This window comes from Cellulosimicrobium sp. 4261 (genome assembly GCF_040546915.1).
Classification (GTDB): domain Bacteria; phylum Actinomycetota; class Actinomycetes; order Actinomycetales; family Cellulomonadaceae; genus Cellulosimicrobium; species Cellulosimicrobium cinnabarinum.
Window position 1 is genome coordinate 1 of record NZ_JBEPOQ010000024.1, and the last position, 23,558, is coordinate 23,558.

At 75.3% G+C, this 23,558-nt stretch carries 20 protein-coding genes, 1 tRNA gene and 1 pseudogene; 8 read left to right on the top strand and 14 right to left on the bottom strand.

Annotated features, from left to right (window positions below):
• Positions 1-147: 147 nt before the first annotated feature.
• Positions 148-636, bottom strand: coding sequence for a RidA family protein (locus ABIE39_RS18135; protein WP_085387318.1), 489 nt, complete (start codon positions 634-636; stop codon positions 148-150).
• Entirely contained in the window at positions 636-800 is a 165-nt protein-coding gene (sp36, locus tag ABIE39_RS18140) for a Sp36 family protein (protein ID WP_021481786.1), read from the bottom strand. The genes ABIE39_RS18135 and sp36 overlap by 1 nt, the downstream gene beginning before the upstream one ends.
• 138 nt (positions 801-938) lie before the next feature.
• On the opposite strand from sp36, the gene ABIE39_RS18145 reads away from it, so the two are divergent.
• The 4 genes from ABIE39_RS18145 to ABIE39_RS18160 all read left to right on the top strand — a co-directional run bounded on the left by ABIE39_RS18145 (position 939) and on the right by ABIE39_RS18160 (position 5,821).
• Complete coding sequence (locus ABIE39_RS18145; protein WP_354052937.1) at positions 939-3,275, top strand: transglycosylase domain-containing protein; 2,337 nt, start codon at positions 939-941, stop codon at positions 3,273-3,275.
• Positions 3,239-4,219 carry a metallophosphoesterase gene (locus tag ABIE39_RS18150; RefSeq protein WP_502914899.1) on the top strand — a complete coding sequence of 327 codons (981 nt, stop codon included), beginning with the start codon at positions 3,239-3,241 and terminating at the stop codon, positions 4,217-4,219. Before ABIE39_RS18145 ends, ABIE39_RS18150 begins: the two co-directional genes overlap by 37 nt.
• Before the next feature lie 160 nt (positions 4,220-4,379).
• Positions 4,380-4,456: transfer RNA gene (locus ABIE39_RS18155), tRNA-Pro, on the top strand.
• A 132-nt stretch (positions 4,457-4,588) separates the two neighbouring features.
• The gene (locus ABIE39_RS18160; RefSeq protein WP_209828598.1) at positions 4,589-5,821 is read left to right on the top strand and encodes an NAD(P)/FAD-dependent oxidoreductase; all 1,233 of its coding nucleotides are present in this window, start codon (positions 4,589-4,591) and stop codon (positions 5,819-5,821) included.
• A gap of 90 nt (positions 5,822-5,911) precedes the next feature.
• Here the strand turns inward: ABIE39_RS18160 and ABIE39_RS18165 are convergent, their stop codons facing one another.
• The 4 genes and pseudogenes from ABIE39_RS18165 to ABIE39_RS18180 all read right to left on the bottom strand — a co-directional run bounded on the left by ABIE39_RS18165 (position 5,912) and on the right by ABIE39_RS18180 (position 10,420).
• The gene (locus tag ABIE39_RS18165; protein WP_354052939.1) at positions 5,912-7,045 is read right to left on the bottom strand and encodes a bifunctional 2-methylcitrate synthase/citrate synthase; all 1,134 of its coding nucleotides are present in this window, start codon (positions 7,043-7,045) and stop codon (positions 5,912-5,914) included.
• Between the two features lie 80 nt (positions 7,046-7,125).
• Entirely contained in the window at positions 7,126-8,043 is a 918-nt protein-coding gene (gene prpB / locus ABIE39_RS18170; protein ID WP_108047790.1) for a methylisocitrate lyase, read from the bottom strand.
• Positions 8,044-8,144: 101 nt separating this feature from the next.
• Positions 8,145-9,659: pseudogene (locus tag ABIE39_RS18175) on the bottom strand (MmgE/PrpD family protein); the annotation flags it as partial.
• A gap of 29 nt (positions 9,660-9,688) precedes the next feature.
• The gene (locus tag ABIE39_RS18180; RefSeq protein WP_354052941.1) at positions 9,689-10,420 is read right to left on the bottom strand and encodes a GntR family transcriptional regulator; all 732 of its coding nucleotides are present in this window, start codon (positions 10,418-10,420) and stop codon (positions 9,689-9,691) included.
• Between the two features lie 104 nt (positions 10,421-10,524).
• Between ABIE39_RS18180 and ABIE39_RS18185 the strand changes: the two genes are divergently transcribed.
• Positions 10,525-11,295 (top strand): SDR family oxidoreductase, encoded by a 771-nt coding sequence (locus tag ABIE39_RS18185; protein WP_354052943.1) that lies wholly within the window; start codon positions 10,525-10,527, stop codon positions 11,293-11,295.
• On the top strand, positions 11,292-12,227 hold the full coding sequence (gene sigJ / locus ABIE39_RS18190) for an RNA polymerase sigma factor SigJ (protein ID WP_354052944.1): 936 nt from the start codon (positions 11,292-11,294) through the stop codon (positions 12,225-12,227). The genes ABIE39_RS18185 and sigJ overlap by 4 nt, the downstream gene beginning before the upstream one ends.
• Positions 12,228-12,234: 7 nt before the next feature.
• On the opposite strand, the gene ABIE39_RS18195 is transcribed toward sigJ, so the two are convergent.
• Positions 12,235-12,975 carry a DUF2625 family protein gene (locus ABIE39_RS18195; protein ID WP_209828612.1) on the bottom strand — a complete coding sequence of 247 codons (741 nt, stop codon included), beginning with the start codon at positions 12,973-12,975 and terminating at the stop codon, positions 12,235-12,237.
• Positions 12,976-13,201: 226 nt separating this feature from the next.
• Here ABIE39_RS18195 and ABIE39_RS18200 point away from each other — a divergent pair, with 226 nt between their 5' ends.
• Positions 13,202-14,695 carry a DUF4232 domain-containing protein gene (locus ABIE39_RS18200; RefSeq protein ID WP_354052946.1) on the top strand — a complete coding sequence of 498 codons (1,494 nt, stop codon included), beginning with the start codon at positions 13,202-13,204 and terminating at the stop codon, positions 14,693-14,695.
• Between the two features lie 6 nt (positions 14,696-14,701).
• Here ABIE39_RS18200 and ABIE39_RS18205 read toward each other — a convergent pair whose 3' ends face one another.
• The 5 genes from ABIE39_RS18205 to ABIE39_RS18225 form a co-directional block, all read right to left on the bottom strand.
• Complete coding sequence (locus ABIE39_RS18205) at positions 14,702-16,705, bottom strand: cytochrome c biogenesis protein DipZ (protein WP_354052948.1); 2,004 nt, start codon at positions 16,703-16,705, stop codon at positions 14,702-14,704.
• Between the two features lie 171 nt (positions 16,706-16,876).
• Entirely contained in the window at positions 16,877-17,578 is a 702-nt protein-coding gene (locus tag ABIE39_RS18210) for a fasciclin domain-containing protein (RefSeq protein WP_255179628.1), read from the bottom strand.
• Between the two features lie 134 nt (positions 17,579-17,712).
• On the bottom strand, positions 17,713-18,483 hold the full coding sequence (locus ABIE39_RS18215; protein ID WP_209828617.1) for an anti-sigma factor: 771 nt from the start codon (positions 18,481-18,483) through the stop codon (positions 17,713-17,715).
• Positions 18,476-19,114 carry an ECF RNA polymerase sigma factor SigK gene (gene sigK, locus ABIE39_RS18220; protein ID WP_255437275.1) on the bottom strand — a complete coding sequence of 213 codons (639 nt, stop codon included), beginning with the start codon at positions 19,112-19,114 and terminating at the stop codon, positions 18,476-18,478. The genes ABIE39_RS18215 and sigK overlap by 8 nt, the downstream gene beginning before the upstream one ends.
• A 97-nt stretch (positions 19,115-19,211) precedes the next feature.
• Positions 19,212-20,294: a 3-deoxy-7-phosphoheptulonate synthase gene (locus ABIE39_RS18225; RefSeq protein ID WP_175009353.1), complete on the bottom strand. Its 1,083-nt coding sequence runs from the start codon at positions 20,292-20,294 to the stop codon at positions 19,212-19,214.
• Positions 20,295-20,678: 384 nt separating this feature from the next.
• On the opposite strand from ABIE39_RS18225, the gene ABIE39_RS18230 reads away from it, so the two are divergent.
• Complete coding sequence (locus ABIE39_RS18230) at positions 20,679-21,176, top strand: NUDIX hydrolase (RefSeq protein WP_061268011.1); 498 nt, start codon at positions 20,679-20,681, stop codon at positions 21,174-21,176.
• On the opposite strand, the gene ABIE39_RS18235 is transcribed toward ABIE39_RS18230, so the two are convergent.
• Both ABIE39_RS18235 and ABIE39_RS18240 read right to left on the bottom strand, forming a co-directional pair.
• A complete protein-coding gene (locus ABIE39_RS18235; protein WP_354052951.1) occupies positions 21,150-22,715 on the bottom strand; it encodes a PP2C family protein-serine/threonine phosphatase in 1,566 nt (521 codons plus the stop codon). The two genes, ABIE39_RS18230 and ABIE39_RS18235, sit on opposite strands and share 27 nt — an antisense overlap.
• Entirely contained in the window at positions 22,715-23,527 is an 813-nt protein-coding gene (locus tag ABIE39_RS18240; protein WP_074803035.1) for an alpha/beta fold hydrolase, read from the bottom strand. The genes ABIE39_RS18235 and ABIE39_RS18240 overlap by 1 nt, the downstream gene beginning before the upstream one ends.
• Between the last annotated feature and the right edge of the window lie 31 nt (positions 23,528-23,558).

Sequence of the window (23,558 nt, forward strand, 5' to 3'; positions counted from 1 at the left end):
CCGCGGCCCGGTCCCCCCCGGGGGCCCCCCCCGGCGGTGGCCCCGCGCGCCGTCGGCCCCGGCGGGGGGGGCCGCCGGGGGGGGGGGGGGCCCCCCGCCCCCCCCCGGCGGCCCCCCCCGACCCCGTTCTCGTGCGGGCGTTGCGGGCTAGTCCGCCAGCTCGACGACGAGCTCCACCTCGACCGGGGCGTCGAGCGGCAGGACCGCGACGCCGACGGCGCTGCGGGCGTGCACCCCCGCCTCGCCGAAGATCTCGCCGAGGACGGTGCTCGCACCGTTCACGACGCCGGGCTGGCCCGTGAACGACGGGTCGCTCGCCACGAAACCGACCACCTTGACCACCCGGACGACGTCGTCGAGGTTCCCGACGACGTCGTGCACGGCCGCGAGCGCGTTGAGCGCGCACACCCGCGCGAGGTCCGCGGCGTCGGCGGGTGCGACGAGGCCCTCGCCGTCGCCCACCTTGCCCGTCGCGAGCAGCGCGCCGTCGACGAACGGGAGCTGGCCCGAGGTGTGGACGTACCGGCCGGTGCGCACCGCGGGGACGTAGGCGGCGACCGGCGCCGCCACCCGCGGCAGGGTGATCCCGAGCTCCGCGAGGCGCGCGGCGACCGTCCCGGCGGGGACGCCCGCCACTACTTCTCCCCGGTGGGGCGCTTGAGGTAGGCGACGAGGCCGTTGCCGTCCGGGCCGGTCACGACCTGGACGAGCTCCCAGCCGTCGGAGCCCCACTGGTCGAGGACGGCCTTCGTGTTGTGGATGATGAGGGGGATGGTCGCGTACTCCCACGTGGTTGCCATGGGGCGAGCGTAGTCGGACGGTGCGGGCGGCGGCGCGGCCGGACGGGCGCGCCGTCCCGGGATGCTTACACAACCCGCACACCCGGGAGAGGCGGCTCTCCGGGCCTCTCCCGGGGTTGCTCCCGTAGGGTTGGCACCATGGCTTCCCCTGTGCGTCCTCGCGGCCGGCAGATCAACGCGTACCAGCTCGTCGCCCTCTTCCTGGCGTTCGTGCTGGTCTCCGGTGTCGGCGGCGTGCTCGCGGCCGGGCTCCTCGTGCCGCTCGCCGCCGGGGCGAACACGGCGACGGACACCGCCGTCGAGGTGTTCGACGAGCTGCCGGCCGACCTCGAGCCGGGCCCCCTGTCCGAGCAGTCGCGCATCTACGCGAACGACGGCACCACGCGGCTCGCGACGTTCTACACGGAGAACCGCATCGTCGTCCCGCTGGACCAGGTCTCCGAGCCCATGAAGAACGCGGTCATCGCGATCGAGGACAAGCGCTTCTGGGAGCACGGCGGGGTCGACGTCGAGGGCATCCCGCGCGCGTTCGTCAACAACCTCACGGGCGGCTCGACGCAGGGCGCATCGACCCTGACGCAGCAGTACGTGAAGAACGTCCTCATCGAGCAGGCCGTGCGCGACGGCGACGTCATGGCGCAGCACGAGGCCAAGGCCGACACGCTCGGGCGCAAGGCGCGCGAGGCGAAGCTCGCCATCTCGCTCGAGAAGAAGATGGGCAAGGAGGAGATCCTCCAGGGCTACCTCAACATCGCGCAGTTCGGGCGCTCCGTGTACGGCGTCGAGACGGCGGCACGGCACTACTTCGGCGTCTCGGCGAAGGACCTGAACTACCTCCAGGCGGCCACGATCGCCGGCATCACCAAGGCGCCGTCCACGTACGACCCGACGGCCGACCCGGAGAAGGCCCAGAACCGCCGCAACGTCGTCCTCAACACGATGTACCAGCAGGGGTACATCACCAAGGAGGAGTACGACGCCGGGCTGGCCACCCCCATCGCGGACACGCTCGCCATCCAGCCGCTCGAGGCGGGCTGCCAGGCGTCCGGCGGTTCGGCGTTCTTCTGCGACTACGTCACGAAGGTCATCATGTCGGACCCGGTGTTCGGCGAGACGAAGGCCGAGCGCGAGGCGCTGCTGTACCGCGGCGGGCTGGACATCTACACGACGCTCGACCCGAACATGCAGGCGGCCGCGGAGCAGCACGCGGCGGCTGCGGTCCCGGCGGACGACCCGAGCCAGATCGAGGACGCGATCGTGTCGATCGAGCCGGGGACCGGCAAGATCCTCGCGATGGCGCAGAACCGCGCGTTCGACAACACGCAGGACCCCGCCCCCAACACGACGGCCGTGAACTACAGCACCGACGAGGCGCACGGCGGCTCGCGCGGGTTCTCGCCCGGCTCCACCTGGAAGCCGTTCGTCCTCGCCGAGTGGCTCAAGGAGGGGCACTCGCTCTACGACACGGTCAACGCGAACAAGCGCACCTGGATCGGCAGCCGGGACTTCCGCGCGAGCTGCAAGCGTCTCGGCAACGACCCGTGGACGCCCGCGAACTCCGACGGCCCGGGCAGCGGCTCGATGACGGTGCTCAAGGCGACCTACAACTCGGTCAACACGGCCTACACGACCATCGCCTCCCAGCTCGACCTCTGCGGCGTCGCGGACACCGCGAAGGCGGCCGGTTTCACGCCGTCGTCGAAGGACAAGACCGACATCGAGATCGTGCCGTCGATGATCCTCGGCACCCAGAACTCGTCGCCGATGCACATGGCCGCCGCGTACGCGACGTTCGCCGCGGGCGGCACGTACTGCCAGCCGATCGCGATCACGAAGGTGGTCGCGGGCGACGGCGAGGAGCTGCCCGTCCCGTCGGCGAACTGCCAGCCCGGGGCGATCGACCCCGCGGTCGCCAACACCGTCACGTACGCGCTCCAGCAGGTGCTCACCCAGGGCTCCGGCCGCGGCAACGCGCTCGCCGACGGCCGGCCGGCCGCGGGCAAGACCGGTACCGCGAACCTCAACAAGCACACGTGGTTCATCGGCTACACGCCGCAGGTCGCCACGGCCGTGTGGATCGGCAACGCCGAGAACGACGTCGAGATGAACGGCCGCTTCACCATCAACGGCAAGACGCGTCCGTACTGGTACGGGTCGAGCCTCGCCGCCCCGACGTGGCGCGACTACATGAACCAGATCCTCGCCGGCCAGCCGGCACCCGGGTTCGCCGAGCCGGACTGGGGCCGCGTCAACGCCCCCAAGCCTCCGCCGCGCACCCCGTCGACGCCCGAGGGCGGCCAGGACGGCGGTGACCAGGGCGGTCAGCAGCCGGGCGGCGACGAGCCCGACGACAACCAGCCCGACAGCGAGGCCGGCGGCGGCCGGGGCGACCGCGGCGACCGCAGCAACGGCGCGGGCCGCGAGAGCGACCTCGGCGCGTGGCTGGAGGGCCTCGACGGCGGGGGGAACGGCTGAGCGCCGACGGGGCGCGCCGGGCCCTGCGCGGGCTGGGGGCGCTGGCCGCCGTCGGCGTGGCGGGCGTCGCGTACGCGCACGTGGAGACGAAGCTCTTCACGCTCCGTGAGGCGACCGTCCCCGTGCTGCCGCCCGGGTCGCGCGACCTGCGGGTGCTGCACGTCTCCGACCTGCACCTCGTCCCGACCCAGCGACGCAAGATCGAGTGGGTGCGGTCGCTCGCCGAGCTCGAGCCCGACCTCGTCGTCGACACCGGGGACAACCTCGCGCACGTCGACGCGCTCGAGCCGCTGCTCGACGCGCTCGCCCCGCTCCTGGCGGTGCCCGGCGCGTTCGTCCTGGGCTCGAACGACTATTTCGCTCCGGTCCCGAAGAACCCGGCGCGCTACCTCCTGCCCGACGCGCGGCTGCCGTTCGCGTCGCAGGCCCGCCTCCTGCCCGCGGCCGAGATGGCCGGCGCGATGCGCGACGCCGGGTGGGTCGACCTCACGAACCGTCGGGACGTCCTCGACGTGGGCGGCGTCCGCCTCGACCTCGTGGGCGTCGACGACCCGCACCTCGACCGCGACGTCTTCCCCGCGCCCGAGTCGCAGGCCCCGGCCGCTCCGCCGGAGGGCGGCGTGCTCCGGCTCGGGGTCACGCACGCGCCGTACCGGCGGGTCCTGGACCAGATGCACGACGACGGCGCGGAGCTCGTCCTCGCGGGCCACACCCACGGCGGGCAGCTCTGCGTCCCCGGGTTCGGTGCGCTCGTGACCAACTGCGACATCGACCGCAAGCGGGCCAAGGGCCTGCACGGCTGGCCGGGCCCCCGCCCCGACGCCGAGGGCGGCGAGGACTCGACGTGGCTGCACGTCTCCGCCGGCGCAGGCACGTCCCCGTTCGCGCCGATCCGGTTCGCGTGCCGCCCCGAGGCGACGCTCCTCACCCTGACGACGCGCTGACGACGACGCCCCACCCCTCCGCCGAGGGCGGTCGGTGGCGGGTGTCGTCGGGGTCACGGGGATCGGGTTTCGTGGCACGGCACTTCGTCGGCTATTCTGGGCAGGCTTCCCGCGGGGAAGACGGGGATCTTCCCGTCGGACCGTCACGTGGACGAGCAACCGGGGTGTGGCGCAGCTTGGTAGCGCGCTTCGTTCGGGACGAAGAGGTCGCAGGTTCAAATCCTGTCACCCCGACCAGCCGAGAGGCCCGGGATCCGCGAAGGATCCCGGGCCTCTCGTCGTTCTCCCACCCGCTGCTCCCCCGGCGGCGCGCCCCGGTTCGCGCGAGACTGAGGCCGTCCGCTGTCCCGAACCACCGCGGAGGTCGCCATGAGCGCTGGACGTCACGTCGTCGTCGGAGGAGGGCTCGCCGCGGCGAAGGCGGTCGAGACGCTGCGCGCGGAGGGCTACGACGGCGGGATCACCGTCGTCGCGCGCGAGCCGCACCGCCCGTACGAGCGCCCGCCGCTGTCCAAGGACTACCTGCGCGGTGAGGCCGAGCGTGACGCCGTGTTCCCGCTTGCGGCGGACTGGTATGCCGAGCACGACGTCGAGGTCCTCACCGGGACCACGGCGACGTCCCTCGACCTCGCCGGGCGGGGCGTGACGCTCGACGACGGCCGCGCGCTGTCGTACGAGAAGCTGCTGCTCGCGACCGGCTCGGACCCCCGCCGGATTCCCCTGCCCGGCGGCGACCTGGACGGCGTCCACGAGCTCCGCACGCTCGACGACAGCGACGCCCTGTCCGGCGCGCTGCGGGCGGCACGGGACGACGGCGTCGGGCGGCTCGCCGTCGTCGGCGACGGCTGGATCGGGCTGGAGGTCGCGGCGTCCGCCCGCACGCTCGGCCTCGACGTCACCGTGATGGGGCTCGGCACCCACCCGCTCGAGCGCGTGCTGGGACCCGAGATGGGCGAGCTGTACGGGCAGGTCCACACCGACCACGGGGTGCACCTCCACCGCCGTGCGCAGGTCATGGGCATCTCCGGCGACGGTCGTCGGGCGACGGGAGTGGACCTCGCCGACGGCACCCACGTCGACGCGGACCTCGTGCTCGTCGCCGTGGGCGCGGTCCCGAACGTCGGGCTCGCGCGGGACGCCGGGCTCGCCCTCGACTCGGTGACAGGCGGCGTCGTCGCGTCCGCGACGCTCCAGACCACCGACCCCGACGTCTTCGTCGCGGGTGACGTCGCGAGCGTGCCCTCGGCGCGCTACGGGCGGTCGCTGCGCGTCGAGCACTGGGCGACCGCGCTCCACCAGGGCCCGCACGCCGCGCGCGCGATGCTCGGTGCGACCGACCCCTACCTCGAGCTGCCCTACTTCTTCTCCGACCAGTACGACGTCGGCATGGAGTACCTCGGCTTCGTCGCCGGTCCCGATGCCTACGACGAGGTCGTGGTCTCCGGCTCCGTCCCCGACCGCGGGCTCGTCGCGTTCTGGGTCAAGGACGGCCGCGTCGAGGCCGGCATGGCCGTCAACGTCTGGGACCGCATGGAGGACGTCAAGGCACTGATCCACCGCGACGCCGTCGACCGCGCCGAGCTGGACTCCTTCGTCCACTGACTCCCCGCTGCGCTCGGCGAACATGCGGTTGCCGCCCGTCCGGGACCCGGAGCGAGCAGCAACCGCATGTTCGGCGGGAAGGGCTGCGCGTCAGGGGAGGGCGCGCTCGGGCGAGCCGACGTACTGGCTGAGCGGGCGGATGAGGGCGTTGGCGGCGCGCTGCTCCATGACGTGGGCGGTCCAGCCGACGACGCGCGACGCGACGAACAGCGGCGTGAACATCGGGGTGTCGAAGCCCATGAGGTGGTAGGCCGGGCCGGCCGGGTAGTCGAGGTTCGGCAGGATGTTCTTCCGCTCGGTCATCGCGGTCTCGAGCGCGGTGTAGAGCTCGAGGACGTCCGGGCGGCCGTAGTGCTCGACGAGGTCGTCGAGCGTCGCCCGCATGGTGGGGACGCGCGAGTCGCCGTGCTTGTAGACGCGGTGCCCGAAGCCCATGATCTTGCGCTTGTGGGCGAGCGCGTCGTCGAGCCACGCCGCGGCGCGGTCGGCGGTGCCGATCTCGGCGAACGTCGCCATGACGGCCTCGTTCGCGCCACCGTGCAGCGGACCCTTGAGCGCGCCCACGGCGCCGGTCACGGCGGAGTGCAGGTCGGACAGCGTGGACGTGATGACCCGCGCCGTGAAGGTGGACGCGTTGAACGAGTGCTCGGCGTACAGCACCATCGACACCTCGAACGCGCGCACGACGGCGGGCTCGGGCTCCTCGCCGAACGTCATCCACAGGAAGTTCTCGGCGTAGGAGAGGTCGTCGCGCGGCTCGACGAGCTGGAGGCCGCGCCGACGGCGCTGGTCGAGCGCGACGGCGGCGGGCAGCACGGCCCACAGGCGGACCGCCTTGGCCTGCTCGGCCTCGGGCGAGGAGTCCTCGGCGTCGGGGTCGTGCGCGCCGAGCTGGGAGACGGCGGTGCGGACGACGTCCATGGGGTGGCACGTCGTCGGGAGCTCGAGGATCGCGTTGCGCACGTGGCCGGGCAGCGCGCGGTGCGCCCGCTCGACGGCGGTCTGCTCGGCGAGCTGGTCCGGCGTGGGCAGCTCGCCGTGCCACAGGAGGTACGCGACCTCCTCGAAGCTGCGGCGCGCGGCGAGGTCCTGGACCGGGTAGCCGCGGTACAGGAGCGAGTTCGTCTCGGGGTTGACCTTCGAGATCGCGGTGACGTCGACGACGACGCCCGCGAGGCCCTTGCGGATCTCGGGCGCGTCGGCGGTCGGTGCGGTGGTGGTCATGCGGTCACTCCTTCGTGCAGCACGGGTCGCGGGGAGATGCCGGTGCCGCGGCCCCACGGGCGCGCGGCACCGGCCGGTCGTCAGGGCCGGTAGGTGAAGATGCCCTCGTCGAAGGTGTTGTAGGCGGCGTAGTCGAGCAGCTCGTAGAGGCGCGCGCGCGTCTGCATGCCCTCGACCTGCCCCGCCTGCGTGCCGGTCGCGGCGATCTCGTCGAGCGCGCGCTCGGCGGCGCCCATCGCGACCCGCAGGAGCGTGACGGGGTAGATGATCAGCCGCACGCCCGCGTCGCCGAGCTGGCGGCGCGTGAAGAGCTCGGACTTGCCGAACTCGGTCATGTTGGCGAGCACGGGCACGTCCACGGCCGACGCGACGGCCTCGAACTCCGACAGGTCCTTCATCGCCTCGGGGAAGATCGCGTCGGCGCCCGCGTCGACGAGCGCCTTGGCGCGGTCGATCGCGGCGCGCAGCCCCGCGTCGCCGGGGATCGTGCCGCGGACGTCGGTGCGCGCCATGATGAGGAAGCCGGGGTCGCGGCGCGCGTCGGCCGCCGCACGCACGCGCTTCGCCGCCTCGTCGAGCCCGACGACCTCCTTGCCGTCGAGGTGGCCGCACCGCTTGGGGTTGACCTGGTCCTCGACGTGCGCGCCCGCGACGCCCGCGTCCTCGAGCGCCTGGACGGTGCGCGCGACGTTCATCGGCTCGCCGAAGCCGGTGTCGGCGTCGACGAGCGCGGGCAGGTCGGTCACGCGCGCGATCTGCTGCGAGCGCCCCGCGACCTCCGTGAGGGTCGTGAGGCCGATGTCGGGCAGGCCGAGGTCCGCCGACAGCACGGCCCCCGACACGTACACGCCCTCGAAGCCCTTGTCCTGGACCAGGCGTGCGGACAGCGGGTTGAACGCGCCGGGGAGCCGCAGCGGCTCCCCCGTGGTCGCCGCGGCGTCGAGCGCCGCGCGGAACGCGCGCCGCTTGTCCGACGGCGTCACCTGGCTGTACAGCATCAGCGGGCCTCTCCCTCGGTCGTGGCGTCCGCCTCGTGCATGGTGAAGCCCTCGCCCTCGAACGCGGCGGGCGCCTCGCCGGCGTCGTCGCGCCCCAGCTCGAACAGGCCTGTCGGGGTCGGGACGGAGTCGAGGAGCCCGGGCCGCCCGACGATCGTCAGCTCGCGCACCTCCGCGGGAGTGAGCTCCGGGAGCCGCTGCGCGAGGTCGAGGAAGCGCTCGATCTCGGCGTCCTCGAGGACGCCCGCGGCGAGCGTGCGGAACTTCTTCACGTACTGCTCGCGGCCGAACGGCCGCGCCCCGAGCGGGTGCGCGTCGGCGACGGCGATCTCGCGGACGAGGCGGCCGCCGTCGGCCAGCTCGATCTCCACGCGCCCGCCGAACGCCTTCTCGGCCGGGTCGGTCGAGTGGTAGCGGCGCGTCCACTCGGGGTCCTCCGCCGTCGTGACCTTGGCCCACAGCGCGACGGTGTCGGGGCGGCCCGCGCGCTCCGGGGCGTACGAGTCGACGTGGTGCCAGCCGCCGTCCTGCAGCGCGACCGCGAAGATGTAGGGGATCGAGTGGTCGAGCGTCTCGCGCGACGCCGTCGGGTCGTACTTCTGCGGGTCGTTCGCGCCCGAGCCGATGACGTAGTGGGTGTGGTGGCTCGTGTGGATGACGATCGACGCGACGTTCTCGGGGTCGGCGAGCCACGGGTGCTCGTCGTGCAGGGCCCGCGCGAGGTCGATGAGCGCCTGCGACTGGTACTCCGCGGAGTGCTCCTTGGTGTACGTGTCGAGGATCGCGGTCTTGGGCTCGCCCGGGGCCGGGAGCACGACGTCGTACGCCGCGTCCGGGCCGTCGAGCAGCCACGCGACGACGCCGTCCTCGCCCTCGTAGATCGGCTCGGGCGACGTCTGCCCGCGCATCGCCCGGTCGACGGCCTCGACCGCGACCTTGCCCGCGAACGCCGGGGCGTGCGCCTTCCACGTGGAGATCTGGCCCTTGCGGGACTGGCGCGTGGCCGTCGTCGTGTGCAGGGCCTGGCCGATCGCCTGGAACACCGTCTCGGTGTCGAGGCCGAGCAGCGTCCCGATGCCCGCGGCGGCCGACGGCCCGAGGTGCGCGACGTGGTCGATCTTGTGCCGGTGCAGGCTGATCGCGCGCACGAGGTCGACCTGGACCTCGTAGCCGGTCGCGATCGCGCGGACGACCGCGGCGCCGTCGGACCCGGCGTGCTGCGCGACGGCGAGGATCGGCGGGATGTTGTCGCCCGGGTGGGAGTACTCGGCGGCGAGGAACGTGTCGTGGAAGTCGAGCTCGCGCACCGCGACGCCGTTCGCCCAGGCCGCCCACTCGGGGCTCGTGCGGGTCGCGAGGTCGCAGCCGAACACCGTCGCGCCCGGCGTGTACGGGTGCGCGAGCGCCTGGCCGCGCGCCGCGACGGCCGGGCCGCGCGTGAGGCTGGCCGCGGCGACGGCCGCGTTGTCGATGACGCGGTTGATCACCATGTCGACGACCTCGGGCGTGACCTCGACGGGGTCGGTCGCGAGCTCGGCGAGCTTCCACGCGAGCTGGTCGGTGCGGTCGAGCGGCTCCGCGCTGGGGTAGACGCGCAGGTGGTGGGTGTACGGCATCGGTGTCTCCGTCGTGCGGTGGGCGGTGGTCAGGGGAGGTCGTCGGTCGTCGGCCCCGCGCCGCGCAGCGACTGCTCGGCGAGGGCGGCGCTGCGCTCGATGTGGGCGCGCATCGCCGCCTCGGTGGCGGCGGCGTCGCGGCTCGCGATCGCGTCGGCGACGGCGCGGTGCTCGTCGACGTGGTCGGTGGTGCCGACGCGGCGGCGCGCGGCGAGCGCGCGGTACCGGTCCACGTGGCCGCGGATCTGGCGCAGGAGCGCGGAGCCCCAGCGGTTGTCGGCGAGCGCCTCGATCTCGCCGTGGAACTGGGCGCCGATGCGCAGCACCTCGTCCTCGTGGTCGCGGACCGCGTCCATGAGCGTCACGAGGCGCGCGAGCCGCGCGACGTCGTCGGGCGTGGCGCGCTCGCACGCGTCCCGGGCGAGGAGGCCCTCGAGGCGGGCGCGCACGTCGTAGACGCGCCGCGCGTCGGCGAGGTCGAGGGGCGCGACGCGCACTCCCCCGGTCGGCAGCTCGACGACGAGCGCCTCGGCCTGGAGCAGCCGCAGCGCCTCGCGCACCGGGGTCCGCGACACGCCGAGCTCGGCGGAGAGCACGGGCTCGGTGAGCCGCGCGTCGGGCGCGAGGGAGCCGTCGATGATGCGGCCGCGCAGGAGGTCGTAGACCGCGCGGGCCCCCGACTGGCGGCGTGCGAGGCCCGCGTCGCCGGGCGCCGTCATGGCCTGCCCGACGGCGGCGCGCAGCTCGGGCGTCGTCGTCACCCGGCCATCGTGCCACAGCCTCTGCGCACTTGTATACAACTCTCCTCGCGCCCCTGACCCGCGTCGCGATGTCACATCGCGGGGCGCCGCGTCGTCGTCCGGGCATGAGGATCGCCGTGGTGGGTGGGACGGGGACCGTCGGTCGGCACGTCGTGGCGGAGCTGGCCGCGCGCGGCCACGAGGTGCGGGCGCTGAGCAGGCACGCGCGGGAGCACCCCGTCGACCTGACGACGGGCGCGGGCCTCGCCGCCGCGCTCGACGGCGTCGACGTCGTGGTCGACGCGAGCAGCACCGCGACGTCCCTGCGGCACGTGCGCGCGGCGGTCGTCGACGGGACGCGGCGCCTGCTCGCCGCAGAGCGCGACGCCGGGGTGCGGCACCACGTGCTCGTGTCGGTGGTGGGGTGCCACGATGTGCCGATGGCCTACTACGCCGCCAAGGTCGCGCAGGAGCGCGAGGTCACGGACGGGGGCGTGCCGTGGACCGTCGTCGCGGCGACCCAGTTCCACGAGCTCGTCGCCGCGACGCTCGGGGCCGCGGCGCGCCGGGGCGTCGTGCCCCTGCTGCGCGCCCCGGTCCAGCCGGTCGCCGCCGCCGAGGCGGGCGTCGCGGTCGCGGACGCCGCCGTGCGCGACCCGCTCGGCGGCACCACGACCGTCGCAGGTCCCGAGGTGCTCGACCTGCGCGACGCGGCGCGCGCCTGGCGCGCCGCGACCGGCTCGCGCGCCCTCCCCGTGCGGGTGCCGCTCCCCGGCGCGCTCGGTCGCGCGCTGCGCGCCGGCGGCCTCACCGACCCGCTCCCCGACGTCCGCGGCACCACGACGTTCCGGGACTGGCTCGCCGCGCAGCGCGCCGAGCGGGCGGCGGTGCGATGACCGGCCAGGCCGCGGACGACCTCGCGCGCGCGTTCGAGGCCGAGCGCCCGCGCCTCCTGCGCCTCGCCTACACGACCACCGGCTCCTGGTCCGACGCCGAGGACTGCGTCCAGGACGCGTGGCTGCGGCTGCGCACCCAGGACGCGGGCGCGATCCGCAACCTCGCGGCCTGGCTCACGACGACGGTCGGGCGGCTCGCGCTCGACGTGCTCGGGAGCGCGCGGGCACGCCGCGAGCGGTACGTCGGGACGTGGCTCCCGGAGCCGGTCGTGACGACCCCGGGCGCCGCCTCGCCGGTCGCCGCGAGCGCCGTCGACGTGGCGGACCCGGCCGACCGCGTGACGCTCGACGAGGAGGTGAGCATGGCCCTGCTCGTCGTGCTCGAGCGCCTCTCCCCCGCGCAGCGCGTCGCGTTCGTGCTCCACGACGTGTTCGGGCTGCCCTTCGACGAGGTGGGCGACGTCGTCGGGCGCTCGCCCGCCGCCGTCCGCCAGCTCGCGGCGCGCGCCCGCAAGGACGTGGAGGCGGGGCGGCCGCGCGGGACCGCGACGCGCGCCGAGCAGGCCCGCGTCGTCGAGGCGTTCGTCGCGGCCTGCTCCGCCGCCGACCTGCCGGCCCTGCTCGCGGTGCTCGACCCCGACGTCGTGCTGCGGGGCGACGGCGGCGGCAAGGTCCGCGCGCTGCGGCACACCGTGCGCGGGGCGGGGACGGCGGGTCCCGTCCTGCTCAGCTACCTGCGCACGCCGCCCGAGGCGATGCGCCGCGTCGACGTCAACGGCGCGCCCGGGCTGCTCCTGCGCGACGGGTCCGGGGTGCTCACGGTGATCGCCTTCACCGTGGACGAGGGGCGCGTGGCCGCGATCGACGTGGTGCGCAACCCCGACAAGCTGAGCACGGTGCCCGCGAGCCTCCTCGGCGAGGACCTCCCGTGACCGGGGGTCAGTGACGGTAGCCGTCGGCGGGCCAGCCGCCGTAGCCGTCGAGGTGCTCGTCGGCGTCGCGCACGTAGTCGTCGACCGGGGCCATGCGCTCGGCCATCTCGAAGTGCCAGTCCACGAGCTCGCCGAGCGGGACGGGCGTGCGCGACGACCGGGCGACGTCGCGCCCTTCCTCCGACCACAGGGGCGGGTAGACGCTCAGCCCCTCGTCGAGGCGCACGGTGCCGATCTCGTCGTACCAGCCGGGCCAGCGCACGGGCGCGTAGAACTCGGCGGTCCCCCCGCTCACGGACCACTCGAGGAACGCGGCCTGGCCGAACCCGAGGTCGAGCCACGAGAGCGAGCCGGGCGCGAAGTAGTGGACGTTCCCGAGCGGGCCGGGGAGCCCGCCGCCGTTGATCGCGAACGTGCCGCCGAGCACGTCGTACGCGACGACGAGGACGGACGGCGCGACGCTGTCCTCGCCCGGCTCCCCGAGGCCGTTGACGGTCGCGAGGTCCGGCAGCCCGGCCCCGCCCCCGCCGATGATCCGGAGCCAGCCGCCGTCGACGAGGACCCCGCCGGTGTGCAGGGCGAGGGCGCCGAGGGTCGAGCGGACGGTGACCTGGAGCCGGTAGAGGACCTCGAGCGACCAGGCGGGTGCGGGCACGACCTCGACGCCGCCGCGACCCAGCATGCGCGAGAGCGTCGGCCACGCCGGGTCGTCGACCGCAGCGAGCTCCGCAGCCGTCCGCACTGTCATGGCCGGATCATGCCAGATGTTGCCCGTCAGCAGGAGTCCTGGTAAAAGCACGAGGCCCCTGCGCGCCCGGCTCGTCCGGCGATGCGCCGAAAAGACCGGTTCCCCGCCGTGACCGGCCCCGGGTCGGGTCGTACCTGTCCCGGCACGGTGAAGACGCCGGGCGGACCGTGGGGAGGACGTCGGCGCGCCACCCCGCGCCGTCGCGCCGGCCGGTACGGTCACGGCCGTGGACGACGACGGCACGCCCTCCCCCGAGCCCCGCACCGACCCCGTCGCGGGGACGACCCCGCCACGGGCGCGACGACGGCGCGGCCCCCTCGTCGCGGTGGCCGCCGCGGGCGTGGGCGGCGTCCTCGCGGTGGTGGCTGCCGTCGTCGGGCCGGCAGCGCTGCGCACCGCCGCCGAGCAGCCCGCCCCGGCGACCTCGTCCGTGGCGCCCAGGGCCGGCGCACCCGAGGAGACGCCCTCGCCGACCTCTCCGGAGAGCGACCGCGAGGCGGTCGCGGCGCGGCTGCGCGCGCTGCCGGGCGTCGCAGCCGTGGAAGCCCTGGGGACCGCGGGCGAGTCGGCGCGCGTGACGCTGGTCAGCCCGCTGCCGACGCCCGAGGAGGCGCAGCGCACCACCGACGACGCGAGCGCGATCGTCGCCGCCGTGCCCGGCGGTGGTGCCTGGTCGCTCCGCGTCGAGGGCACGGGCGCGGGCGGCGGGACGCTCGCCGTCGCGCACGGTCCGGGCGCGGACACCGACCGCGGCGTCGACCCGGCCACCGGGGAGCCTCGCCCCGAGCTCCTCGGGACCGACGCCGTCGCCGACGCGGTGCGCCTCGTCGCCCACGACCCCGTGCGGCACGTGTTCCTCTCCCCCGGGTCTGCGTCGGTCGACGTCCGCGCGGCCGGCGACCTCGTCGCGGCCGCCGCGCTCGTGCGCGCCGAGGGCCGCGGGCTGACGAGCCTCGGCGTCGAGGGCTCGGGCGTCGGCACCTACGACGGCGACGGGCTCACCGTCCCCGACGACGCCCTGCTCACGCTCCTGGCCGGCGTCGCCGCGGAGCCCGGCGTGACGCAGGTCGTGCACGACGCCGTCCGCGACACGTTCCCGCAGGACCCCCTGCTCACGGTGATCACCTCGGGCGACGCGGCCGTCGTCGCGCGCGTGCTCGACGACGCCGCGTACGCCGGCCCGCCGCTCGCTTACCAGGTCCACGGCTCGACCGACGGCGGCGCGTCCGCGACGCGCTCCGGGTTCGTCGCGGGAGCCGCCGCCCCGACGACCGGGACGCGCCCCGCGGGCGCGTGCGCGCCCGACGACCTCGCGCTCGGTGCGCTGGGGTTCGACGCCGCGGCGGGGCGCCGGTTCCTCACCGTCACGGCCCGCAACGACGGCGCCGCGGAGTGCGTCCTCGCGGGCGCGCCCGCCGTCCGCTTCGTCGCCGACGACGGCGCGGAGACGGACGTGCTCCTCGAGCAGGACGACGACGGCCTCGCCCCGCTCACGCTCGCTCCGGGCGCCACCGCCTGGGCCGCGCTCTCGTGGCGCGGCGGGTCGACGGCCGACGACCCGCCGCTCGTCACGACGCTGCTCGTGGCCCCGCACCCGGGCGACCCCGAGGCCGTGGTCGGGCTCGCCGGGATCCCCGGCGTCGGGGACGGGCTCGACCTGCTCGGCGGCGGGACCGCGACGATCGGGTCGTGGACGCCCGCGCGCGAGCTCGCGAGCTGACCCGCGTCAGCCGAACGTCGCGGTGAACACCTGGACGCCGGGCGGGACGTCGAGCTCGACGAGCCCTTCCGTCGGGCCGTCGCCCTCCAGGACGGGGTAGAGCGTCGGGCTGCCGGAGACGTCGATCTCGCGGGTCGTGGTCCGCCCGTCCGTCGTGACGCGGACCGTGACCGTGCCCTCGCCGCCGAGCACCGTGAACACGTCGGTCGAGCGGTACGCGAGGCGCACGCGCGCGTCGTCGGACACGGCGGTGGCGCCCTGGAAGTCGACGTCCCACGTGCCGCCGAGGGAGAACGTGTCCTGCCGCTGGTCGTCGGCGAGCGTGAAGTCCTGCTGCCCCGCGGCGTAGCGCGGCTCGCCGGCGTAGTTGACGACCCGCTTGATGGAGAAGTAGGTCTCGGGCGTCGTCTCGTCCTGCGGCGTGGTGTCGCCGACGGCGGTGGGCTCGGGCAGCTCGACGCCCGGGTTCGCGTCCTCGAGGAGCTCGCGCACCAGACGCTCGGTGTCCTCGTACCCGCCCTCGCCGAAGCGGATGTGGCGCACGGTCCCGTCGGCGTCGACGAGGTACTGCGCGGGCCAGTAGCGGTTCCGGTAGGCGGTCCAGGTCGCGTACGCGTTGTCCTGGGCCACGGGGTAGGTGACGCCGAGGTCCCGCGCGCCCGCGACGACGTTGCGCGTCTCGCGCTCGAACGCGAACTCGGGCGTGTGGACCCCGACGACCTCGAACCCCGCGCCGACGTCGCGGTACCGGTCGTACCAGGCGTTGACGTGCGGGATCGCGCGCTGGCAGTTGATGCAGGAGTAGGTCCAGAAGTCGACGAGGACGACCTTGCCGCGCAGCCCCTCGAGCGTCAGCGCCTCGCCGCCCGGGGTGTTGAGCCACGGGTCGATGCCGCGCAGCTCCGGGGCGGTGCCGCAGTCCTCCAGCACGGGCGCGCCGTTCGAGCAGTTCGACAGCTCACGGTTCTCGTCGGTGACGAGCCCGCCGAGGTCGAGCGCCTCGCGCACCGCGTCGTTCTCGTCGACCCGCTGCTGGAGCGCGCCCGTGTAGTCGGGCAGGGCCCGCTGGAGGGCGGCGGGGAGGTTGAGCGCGAGCGCGCCCGCGAGCGCGATCATCACGACGCCGCCCGTGACGCGGATGCCGCGCGTGTGCCGCTGGAACCCGCGGACCCGCTCCGCGACGCGGCGCCCCGCGAGCGCGAAGACCAGGAGCGGGATCGCCGCCCCGACCGCGAACGACACCGTGAGGGCGACGGTGCCCGGGCCGATGTTCCCCGTCGCCCCCGCCACGGTGATCGCCGCGAGGACGGGCCCGGCGCACGGCACGTAGAGCACGCCGAGGCCGAGGCCGAGCACGAACGCCCCGCGGTCCTGGCGGGCGGCGCCGCGGCGCGCCCCGAGCGCGGCGATCCGCCGGAACGGCCGCTCCAGGACCTCCTCGACGCGCGGCACGATCATCCCCACGCCGATCGCGACGAGGAGCACGATGCCCGCCCAGCGCAGCAGGTCCTGCGGGAGCCCGAGCGCGGTCAGCAGGAGGGAGCCGAGGAGCGTGAAGACGCTGAAGCTGAGGACCAGTCCTGCGATGACGAGGTAGGGGCGCCACGAGCGGCGCGCGACCCGCCGGGACGCGCGCCCCGGCCCGCCGTCGGCCGGGGCGGCAGGCTCGGCGGCCTCGCCCGTCGACAGATCCAGGGCGAGCGTCCCGCCGCGTGTCGGCCGAGCCGTGACCTCCCGGGCTCCGGCGGCCTCCCGCGCGCCGCCCGGGCCGCCCCGGCCTCGTGGCCCCGCGGCCGGGCGACCGCCGACGCGGACCGCGTCGGGGACGCCCGCGAACAGCCCCGGGGAGACACCGCCCGTCCCGGTCTCCGCGGTGCCCGACGGCGTCTCCCCCGTGCGCGCGCCCTGCACGCCGCCTGCGAAGAAGATGACGGGCAGCATGGGCAGGATGCACGGCGAGATCCCGGTGATGAGTCCCCCGAGCAGGCCGATGACGATGAGCGTCTCCATGCCCGGGGTTCGGACCGGCGGCCCTCGCGGATGGGTCCACCCCGCGCCGAGCGCACGTCGCTGGGCGCACGACGACGGGCGCACGACGACGGCCCCGACCGTCCGGTCGGGGCCGTCGGGGCCCGTCGTCACGAGCCCACCGCGCGCCCGCTTCTGGACGCGCCGGGAGGATCACATCGTCGGCATGAGCACCGTGTCCACGAGGTACACGGTCGCGTTCTGCGTCATCACGCCGCCGCAGACGACGGCCGCGTCGTTGACCATGAGCTCGTCGCCCGAGCCGGTCACCTCGACCGTGCCGCCCTCGACGGTCTCGTGCTCCCCGACGACCTGGTCGGGCGTGAGCTGGCCGGGCACCACGTGGTAGGTGAGGATCTTCGTCAGCGTGTCGGAGTCCGTCTTCAGCGAGTCGAGCGTCGCGGCGTCGATCTTCGCGAACGCGTCGTCGACGGGGGCGAACACGGTGAACTCGCCGCCGTTGAGCGTGTCGACCAGGTTGACGTCCGGGTTGAGCTCACCCGAGACGGCCGCGGTGAGCGTCGTGAGCAGCGGGTTGTTCGACGCTGCCACGGCGACGGGGTCGGTCGACATCCCGGTGATCGACCCGGCGCCGTCGGGCACCTGCTCCGCGTAGGCGGCACAGCCGGGGCCCACGAGGTTCGCGGCGGGGTCGGCCGCCATGTCGTCCGAGCCCTCGGTCGAGTCGTCGGTCATGTCGTCGGACGTCGAGTCGTCCGTCATGGTGTCGGACGCGGAGTCGGTCGTCGTCGAGTCGGACCCCGTGTCCGAGTCCGAGCTGCACGCGGACAGGCCGAGCACGGCGAGCGTGGCGATGCCGGCGACGGCGTACGACGTGCGGGTGCGAACGTTCATCGGTCTCTCCTCGGGTCGTCGCCCCGCCGGTGCGGGGCGTCATGCCGAGGGTTCGGAGCACGACCCCGGGTGGATGGGTCGGGATCGGCACGAGTTTTTCTCGCGCGCGTCCCGACCCCTCCGGGCCGCGTCGCTCAGCCGACGAGCGCGACCACCGGGTCCGCCGTCGGCTGCTCCGAGCCGCCCGCCGGCTCGACCGTCACGGCCATGCCGACGCCCGGCTCACCCTGGACGAGCCGCGACGTGCTGCCGTCCTGGACGTCGAGGACGCCCGCCGAGACGACGGCGCCGTCGGGCTCGACCACCCAGAGCTGGTAGTCGCGGTCGTCGCCCGCGTCGGGCAGATCGGACGCGCGGAAGAACATGTCGTCGCCCGCGGCGAGGACGGAGGCCTGCCCGCCGCCCGCCACGTCGCCGCGCAGGATCGTCGCGTCGGGGTCGGCGAGCATGCGCTCGATCGCGTCCGCCTGCGCCTCCAGGCGCGACTGCTCCTGCGTCGCACGGACCGCGACCGTCGTCGGGACGGCCACCGCGACCACCGCGGCCACCGCCGCCGCGAGCCCGGTCCAGCGTCGGCGGCGCGCGCGACGCGCGGCCGCGAGGTCGACGACGACGCCACCCCCCGCGCTCTCCTCCGCGGACGTGCCCGTGGCCGCGGACGCTGCCACCCGCGCCAGCACGGCGTCGCGCAGCGCGGGCGGCGGGGCGCTCTCGACGGCGAACGCCGCCACGACGTCGCGGTACTCGTCGAGCTCGCGCCGCGCGTCGGGGTCGGCCGCGAGCAGGCGCTCGACGGCGCGCCGCTCGACGTCGTCGACCGCGTCGAGCGCGTAGGCGGGGAGCAGGTCGCGGACGTCCGGACGGTCGTCCGCGCCGTCGCCACGGGGCGTGGTCAGGTCAGCCACGACGCACCCCCAGGCAGTCGCGGAGCCGCAGGAGACCGTCCCGGATGCGGGACTTCACGGTCGGCAGCGCGGCGTCGAGCCGCTCCGCGACCTCCCGGTAGGTGAGCCCGCCGTAGTACGCCTGCACGACCGCCTCCCGCTGCGTCGCCGTGAGCGAGTCCAGGCACCGCCGCACGGCCGCGCCCTCGAGACGCCGCTCGACGTCCTCCACCACCACGTCCCGCGGTGCCGCGGCCGTCGAGGCGTCCACGTCGCGCTGGTCGCGGTCGCGGCGCGCCTGCTCGGCCCGCACGCGGTCCACCGCGCGTCGCCGCGCGAGCGTGGCGACCCAGGTCCGCGCCGAGCCGCGCGTCGCGTCGTAGCGTGCCGCCGTCTGCCACACCTCCACCATCACCTCCTGCACGACCTCCGCCGCGTGGTCCGGGTCCCGCAGGACCCCCAGGCACGTGCCGTACGCGACCGGTGCGAGCGCGTCGTAGACGGGCGCGAACGCGGCCGGGTCGCCGTCGGCGCACGCCGCGAGGGCGGCGTCGACCGCCGGGTTCGTCGTCACGGGAGGTGGCACCCGGTCAGTGTGCAGCACGGGCGCCTCCCGCACGCGCTGCGGCGCGTCGACCACGGCTCTCGGCACGCGACCTCCCGTCGCCGGCACCGTCCCGGTCCGTCCGGGACACCCTGGGTTCGGCGCCGACGCGCGGGCGGATGGGTGACCGTCCCGCCGGGACCGGTCAGAGCGCGCGCCGGGCGCGGACCGCGCCCGCGAGCTCGCGCAGGAGGTCGGCCGTCGTGTCCCAGTCGATGCACGCGTCCGTGACGGACTGCCCGTAGACGAGGCCGCTCGGCGCCGGCTTCTGCGCGCCCGCCACGAGGAAGCTCTCCATCATGAGGCCCGTGATGCCCTGCTCGCCCTCGGCCAGCCGCGCGGAGACCTCGCGCACGACCTCCGCCTGGCGCACGTGGCTCTTGCCGGAGTTGCCGTGCGACGCGTCGACGACGAGCCCGTGCTCCGTGACCCCGCCGCGGCCCGAGGCGCGCGCGACCGCGAGCGCCGCCGCGACGTCGTCGGCCCCGTAGTTGGGGCCCGAGCGCCCGCCGCGCAGGATGACGTGGCAGTCCGGGTTGCCCGCGGTCTCCACCGCGGCGGCGCGGCCGAGCGAGTCCATGCCGAAGAACGTGTGCTCGCTCGCGGCCGTGATGCACCCGTCGACCGCGATCTGCACGTCGCCGTCGGTCGCGTTCTTGAACCCGACGGGCATCGACAGGCCCGAGGCGAGCTGGCGGTGCACCTGCGACTCGGCGTTGCGCGCACCGATCGCGCCCCACGACACCGCGTCGGCGATGTACTGCGGGCTCGTGGGCTCGAGGAACTCGCACGCGGCCGGGACACCGGCGTCGAGGACGCCGAGCAGCACCTCGCGCGCGAGGCGCAGGCCGTGGTGCACGTCGTGCGACCCGTCGAGGTGCGGGTCGTTGATGAGGCCCTTCCAGCCCACGGTCGTGCGCGGCTTCTCGAAGTAGACGCGCATGACGACCATGAGGTCGTCGGCGAGCTCGTGCGCGACGGCGGCCAGGCGCCCCGCGTACTCGAGCGCGGCCTCGGGGTCGTGCACCGAGCAGGGGCCGACGATGACGAGGAGGCGGTCGTCGTCGCCCGCGAGGACGTCGCGGACCTCGCGGCGCGACGTCGTCACGAGGTCGCTGCGCGTCGCGCCGAGCGGCAGGTCGGCGAGCATGGCGCGCGGCGCGGGGAGGGCGTCGAGCGCGCGGACCCGCAGGTCGCTCGTGCGGGCCTGGAGCTCGGGGCTGTCCACGGGGTCGACGGTACTCGTCGCGCCGTCGGTCGTCGCGGTCTCGGGCGAGGTGGTGGTGCTGGTCACGGGGGGCTCCTGGTCTGTGCGGCGGGGTCTGGGAGCGCCGTGAGTCGGGATGCCCAGCGGCGCTCCACCGGCCTGCTGCCGCCCGTGGTCCCGGAGCGGCCCGTCTCACGACGAAGGGCCCGGACGCGGTCCGCGTCCAAGGCCCTGTGCTGGCTCCGGGTGGTGATCTGTGGTCAGGCTGACGCCCGCACGGCCCCACCGGGAGCCTGCGTAAAGCGCCAATACCACTGAGAAGTCACGAGCCGACGGTAGCACAGCGCCTCCGAGGGGCGGACGGGCCGTCTCACGGGCCGGTCGGGCAGCGCCTACGCTCGGGGCATGCCGATCCCCGAGTTCGTCGCCGCCCTCCGGTCCCACGTGGGGACCGACCTGCTGTGGATGCCGGGGGTGTCGGGCGTCGTCGTGGACGACGCCGGCCGGGTGCTGCTCGGGCAGCGCGCCGACTCCGGGCAGTGGGCCGTGATCAGCGGGATCCTCGAGCCGGGCGAGGACCCGGCGGTCGGGCTCGCGCGCGAGGTGCTCGAGGAGACGGGCGTCGAGGTCGTGGTGGACGCGCTCGTCGCCGTGACGGTCACCGAGCCGATGGAGTACCCGAACGGCGACCGGTCGCAGTACCTCGACCTCGCGTTCCTGTGCCGCCCGGTGTCGCCGGCGGCCGCTGCGGCGGCGCACGTCGCGGACGACGAGTCGCTCGCGGTCGCGTGGTTCGCCCCCGACGCCCTGCCCGACGACGTCGCGCGCTCGTCGACCGAGCGCCTCGGGCACGCGCTCGCGCGCCTCGCCGACCCCTCAGCCGGCCCGTTCTTCGTCCGCTGACGCGGCGGCCGGGGCGTCGGGCACCGCCCGCCCGTCCCCGGCGGGGCCGAGCCAGCGCACCGCGAGCAGGCACGCGTCGTCGTCCTCGGGCGCACGCGAGACGACGGCCTCCAGCAGCCGGTCGTCGCGCAGGCCGACGTCGAGGGCGCGCGTGACGACGTCCGCGAGCTCGTCGAGCGCGAGCGCGAGCGGCCGGTCGCGGCGCTCGACGACGCCGTCCGTGAAGAGCAGCAGCAGGTCGCCCGGGGCGAGGCGCACGGCCTTGGCCACGCGCGGCGTCGTGCCCCGCACGCCCAGCGGCGTCGACCGGGCCTCCCACAGGTACGCCGCGGAGCCGCCGGCCCGCACGAGCAGGGGCGGCAGGTGGCCCGCGCACGTGTAGCGCAGCACCCCGGCGCGCAGGTCGAGTTCCCCGTACACGAGGCTCGCCATGAAGCCCGTGCCCGTCCGGTCGACGAAGCGGTCGACGCGCTCGACCACCTCCTCCGGCGGGAGCCCGGTGTCGGACGCCGCCCGGACGGCGGTGCGCAGCTGCCCCATCGACGTGGCCGCCTTGAGACCGCGGCCGACGACGTCCCCGACGCTGAGCGCGACGACGTCGGGCGCGACCCGGAAGGTGTCGTACCAGTCGCCGCCGACCTGGAGGTCGTGGACGCCCGGGCGGTAGCACGCCGCGACCTCGACCTGCGGGTCGGCGACGATCCCGTCGGAGAGCATCGCGCCCTGGAGCTCGCTCGCGACCGAGACGCTCTGCTCGTGGACCCGCGCGCGCGAGAGCGCGAGCGCCGCGAGCTGGCCCGCGGCGGCGGCGGTGCCCAGGTCGACGGGGTCGGAGCCCGCGGCGCGGCGCGGTTCGAGCGCGAGCACGCCGAGCAGCGCGCCCGCCGTCCGCAGCGGCACGACGACGGTCCCGTCGTCCCGCACGGTCGCCTCGGTGAGCTCGTCGATCGTCGGCGCCAGGACGCCGACGGCGCCGCCCCACCTCCGCAGCGGGCCGCGCTCCTGCGCCGTCCACAGCGCGGCGTCGCCCGCGCCCAGCATCGTCACGGCCGCCCGGAGCAGGACCCACGCGACGCCGTCGAGACCGGCGACGCTCGCGAGGTCCGCCGCGACGCCGTGCAGCAGCCGCACCCGGCGCTCCGCCTCCTCCGCCGCGCGGCGCGCCTCGACGAGCTCGTGCTCGAAGCGCGACCGTTCGCGCGCGCCGAGCATCGCGACCTCGATCAGCCGCTCGCCGCGCGCCTCGCGCTCGATCGCCGTGAGCAGCACGGGCTCGCGGCCCCGCGGCGTGCGGAGCTCGACCGCGACCTCGTCCACGCGGCCCTCGATGTGCAGGCGCGGGCCGACGTGCGTCTCCCAGAAGATGCGCCCGCCCACCGTGAGCAGGTCCGCCAGGCGACGCCCCGCGACCGCCTCGACGTCCGGGACCTCGATCGTCCGCAGGAACTCGTCGTTGGCGTCGAGGACGCGCGCCTCGGTGTCGAGGAGGAGCAGCGCGACGGGGGCGAGCGACCAGCGCTCGGCCCGGGACATCGCCATCAGGCGGCGCCCAGCCAGTCGCGCATCGCGCGCACGAGGAGGTCCGGGTGCGAGAGGTTCGGGCAGTGCCCCACCGAGTCGATGACGACGAGGTCGCTGCCGGGCAGGTGCTCGTGCACGTAGCGGCCCACCTCGGGCGGCGCGATGACGTCCTCCCGGCTCTGCACCACGAGGCTCCGCGTGCGCACGCGCGCCAGGTCCGCCCGGTTGTCGCCGAGGAACGTCGCGCGCGCGAACTGCCGGGCGACCGCCGGGTCGTTGCGCCGGAACACCGCGGCGAGCTCGTCGCCGAGCGCCGGGCGGTCCGGGTTCCCGGCGATCACGGGCGCCATGACCTGCGTCCAGCCGAGGTAGTTCGCGTCCATGGTCTCCAGGAGCTCGTCGATCTCCTCGGCGGTGAACCCGCCGCGGTAGCCGTCGTCGTCGACGTACCGCGGGCTGGGACCCACGAGCACCAGCCGGTCGAACAGGTCCGGGCGGTCGGCCGCGGCGAGCAGCGCGATCACGGCGCTCACCGAGTGGCCCACGAGCACCACGGGCCCGTGCCCGTCTCCGTCGACCACCGCCTCGACGATCTCCACCACGTCCGCGGCGTAGCCCGCGAGGTCGGCGTGCCGGACGGCGTCGTGCGCGGTCGGGTGCGACGCCCCGCAGCCCGAGTGGTCGAACAGCACGACCCGGTGGTCGGTCGCGAACGCGGGCGCGACGAAGCGCCACATCGACTGGTCGCAGCCGAATCCGTGCGCGAAGACCATCGTCGGGCCGTCCTGCGCCCCCATGACCCGCACGTTGTTGCGCTCGTGCACGTCCACGCGTCACAGCGTAGGGGGGAAGGGGTCGCGA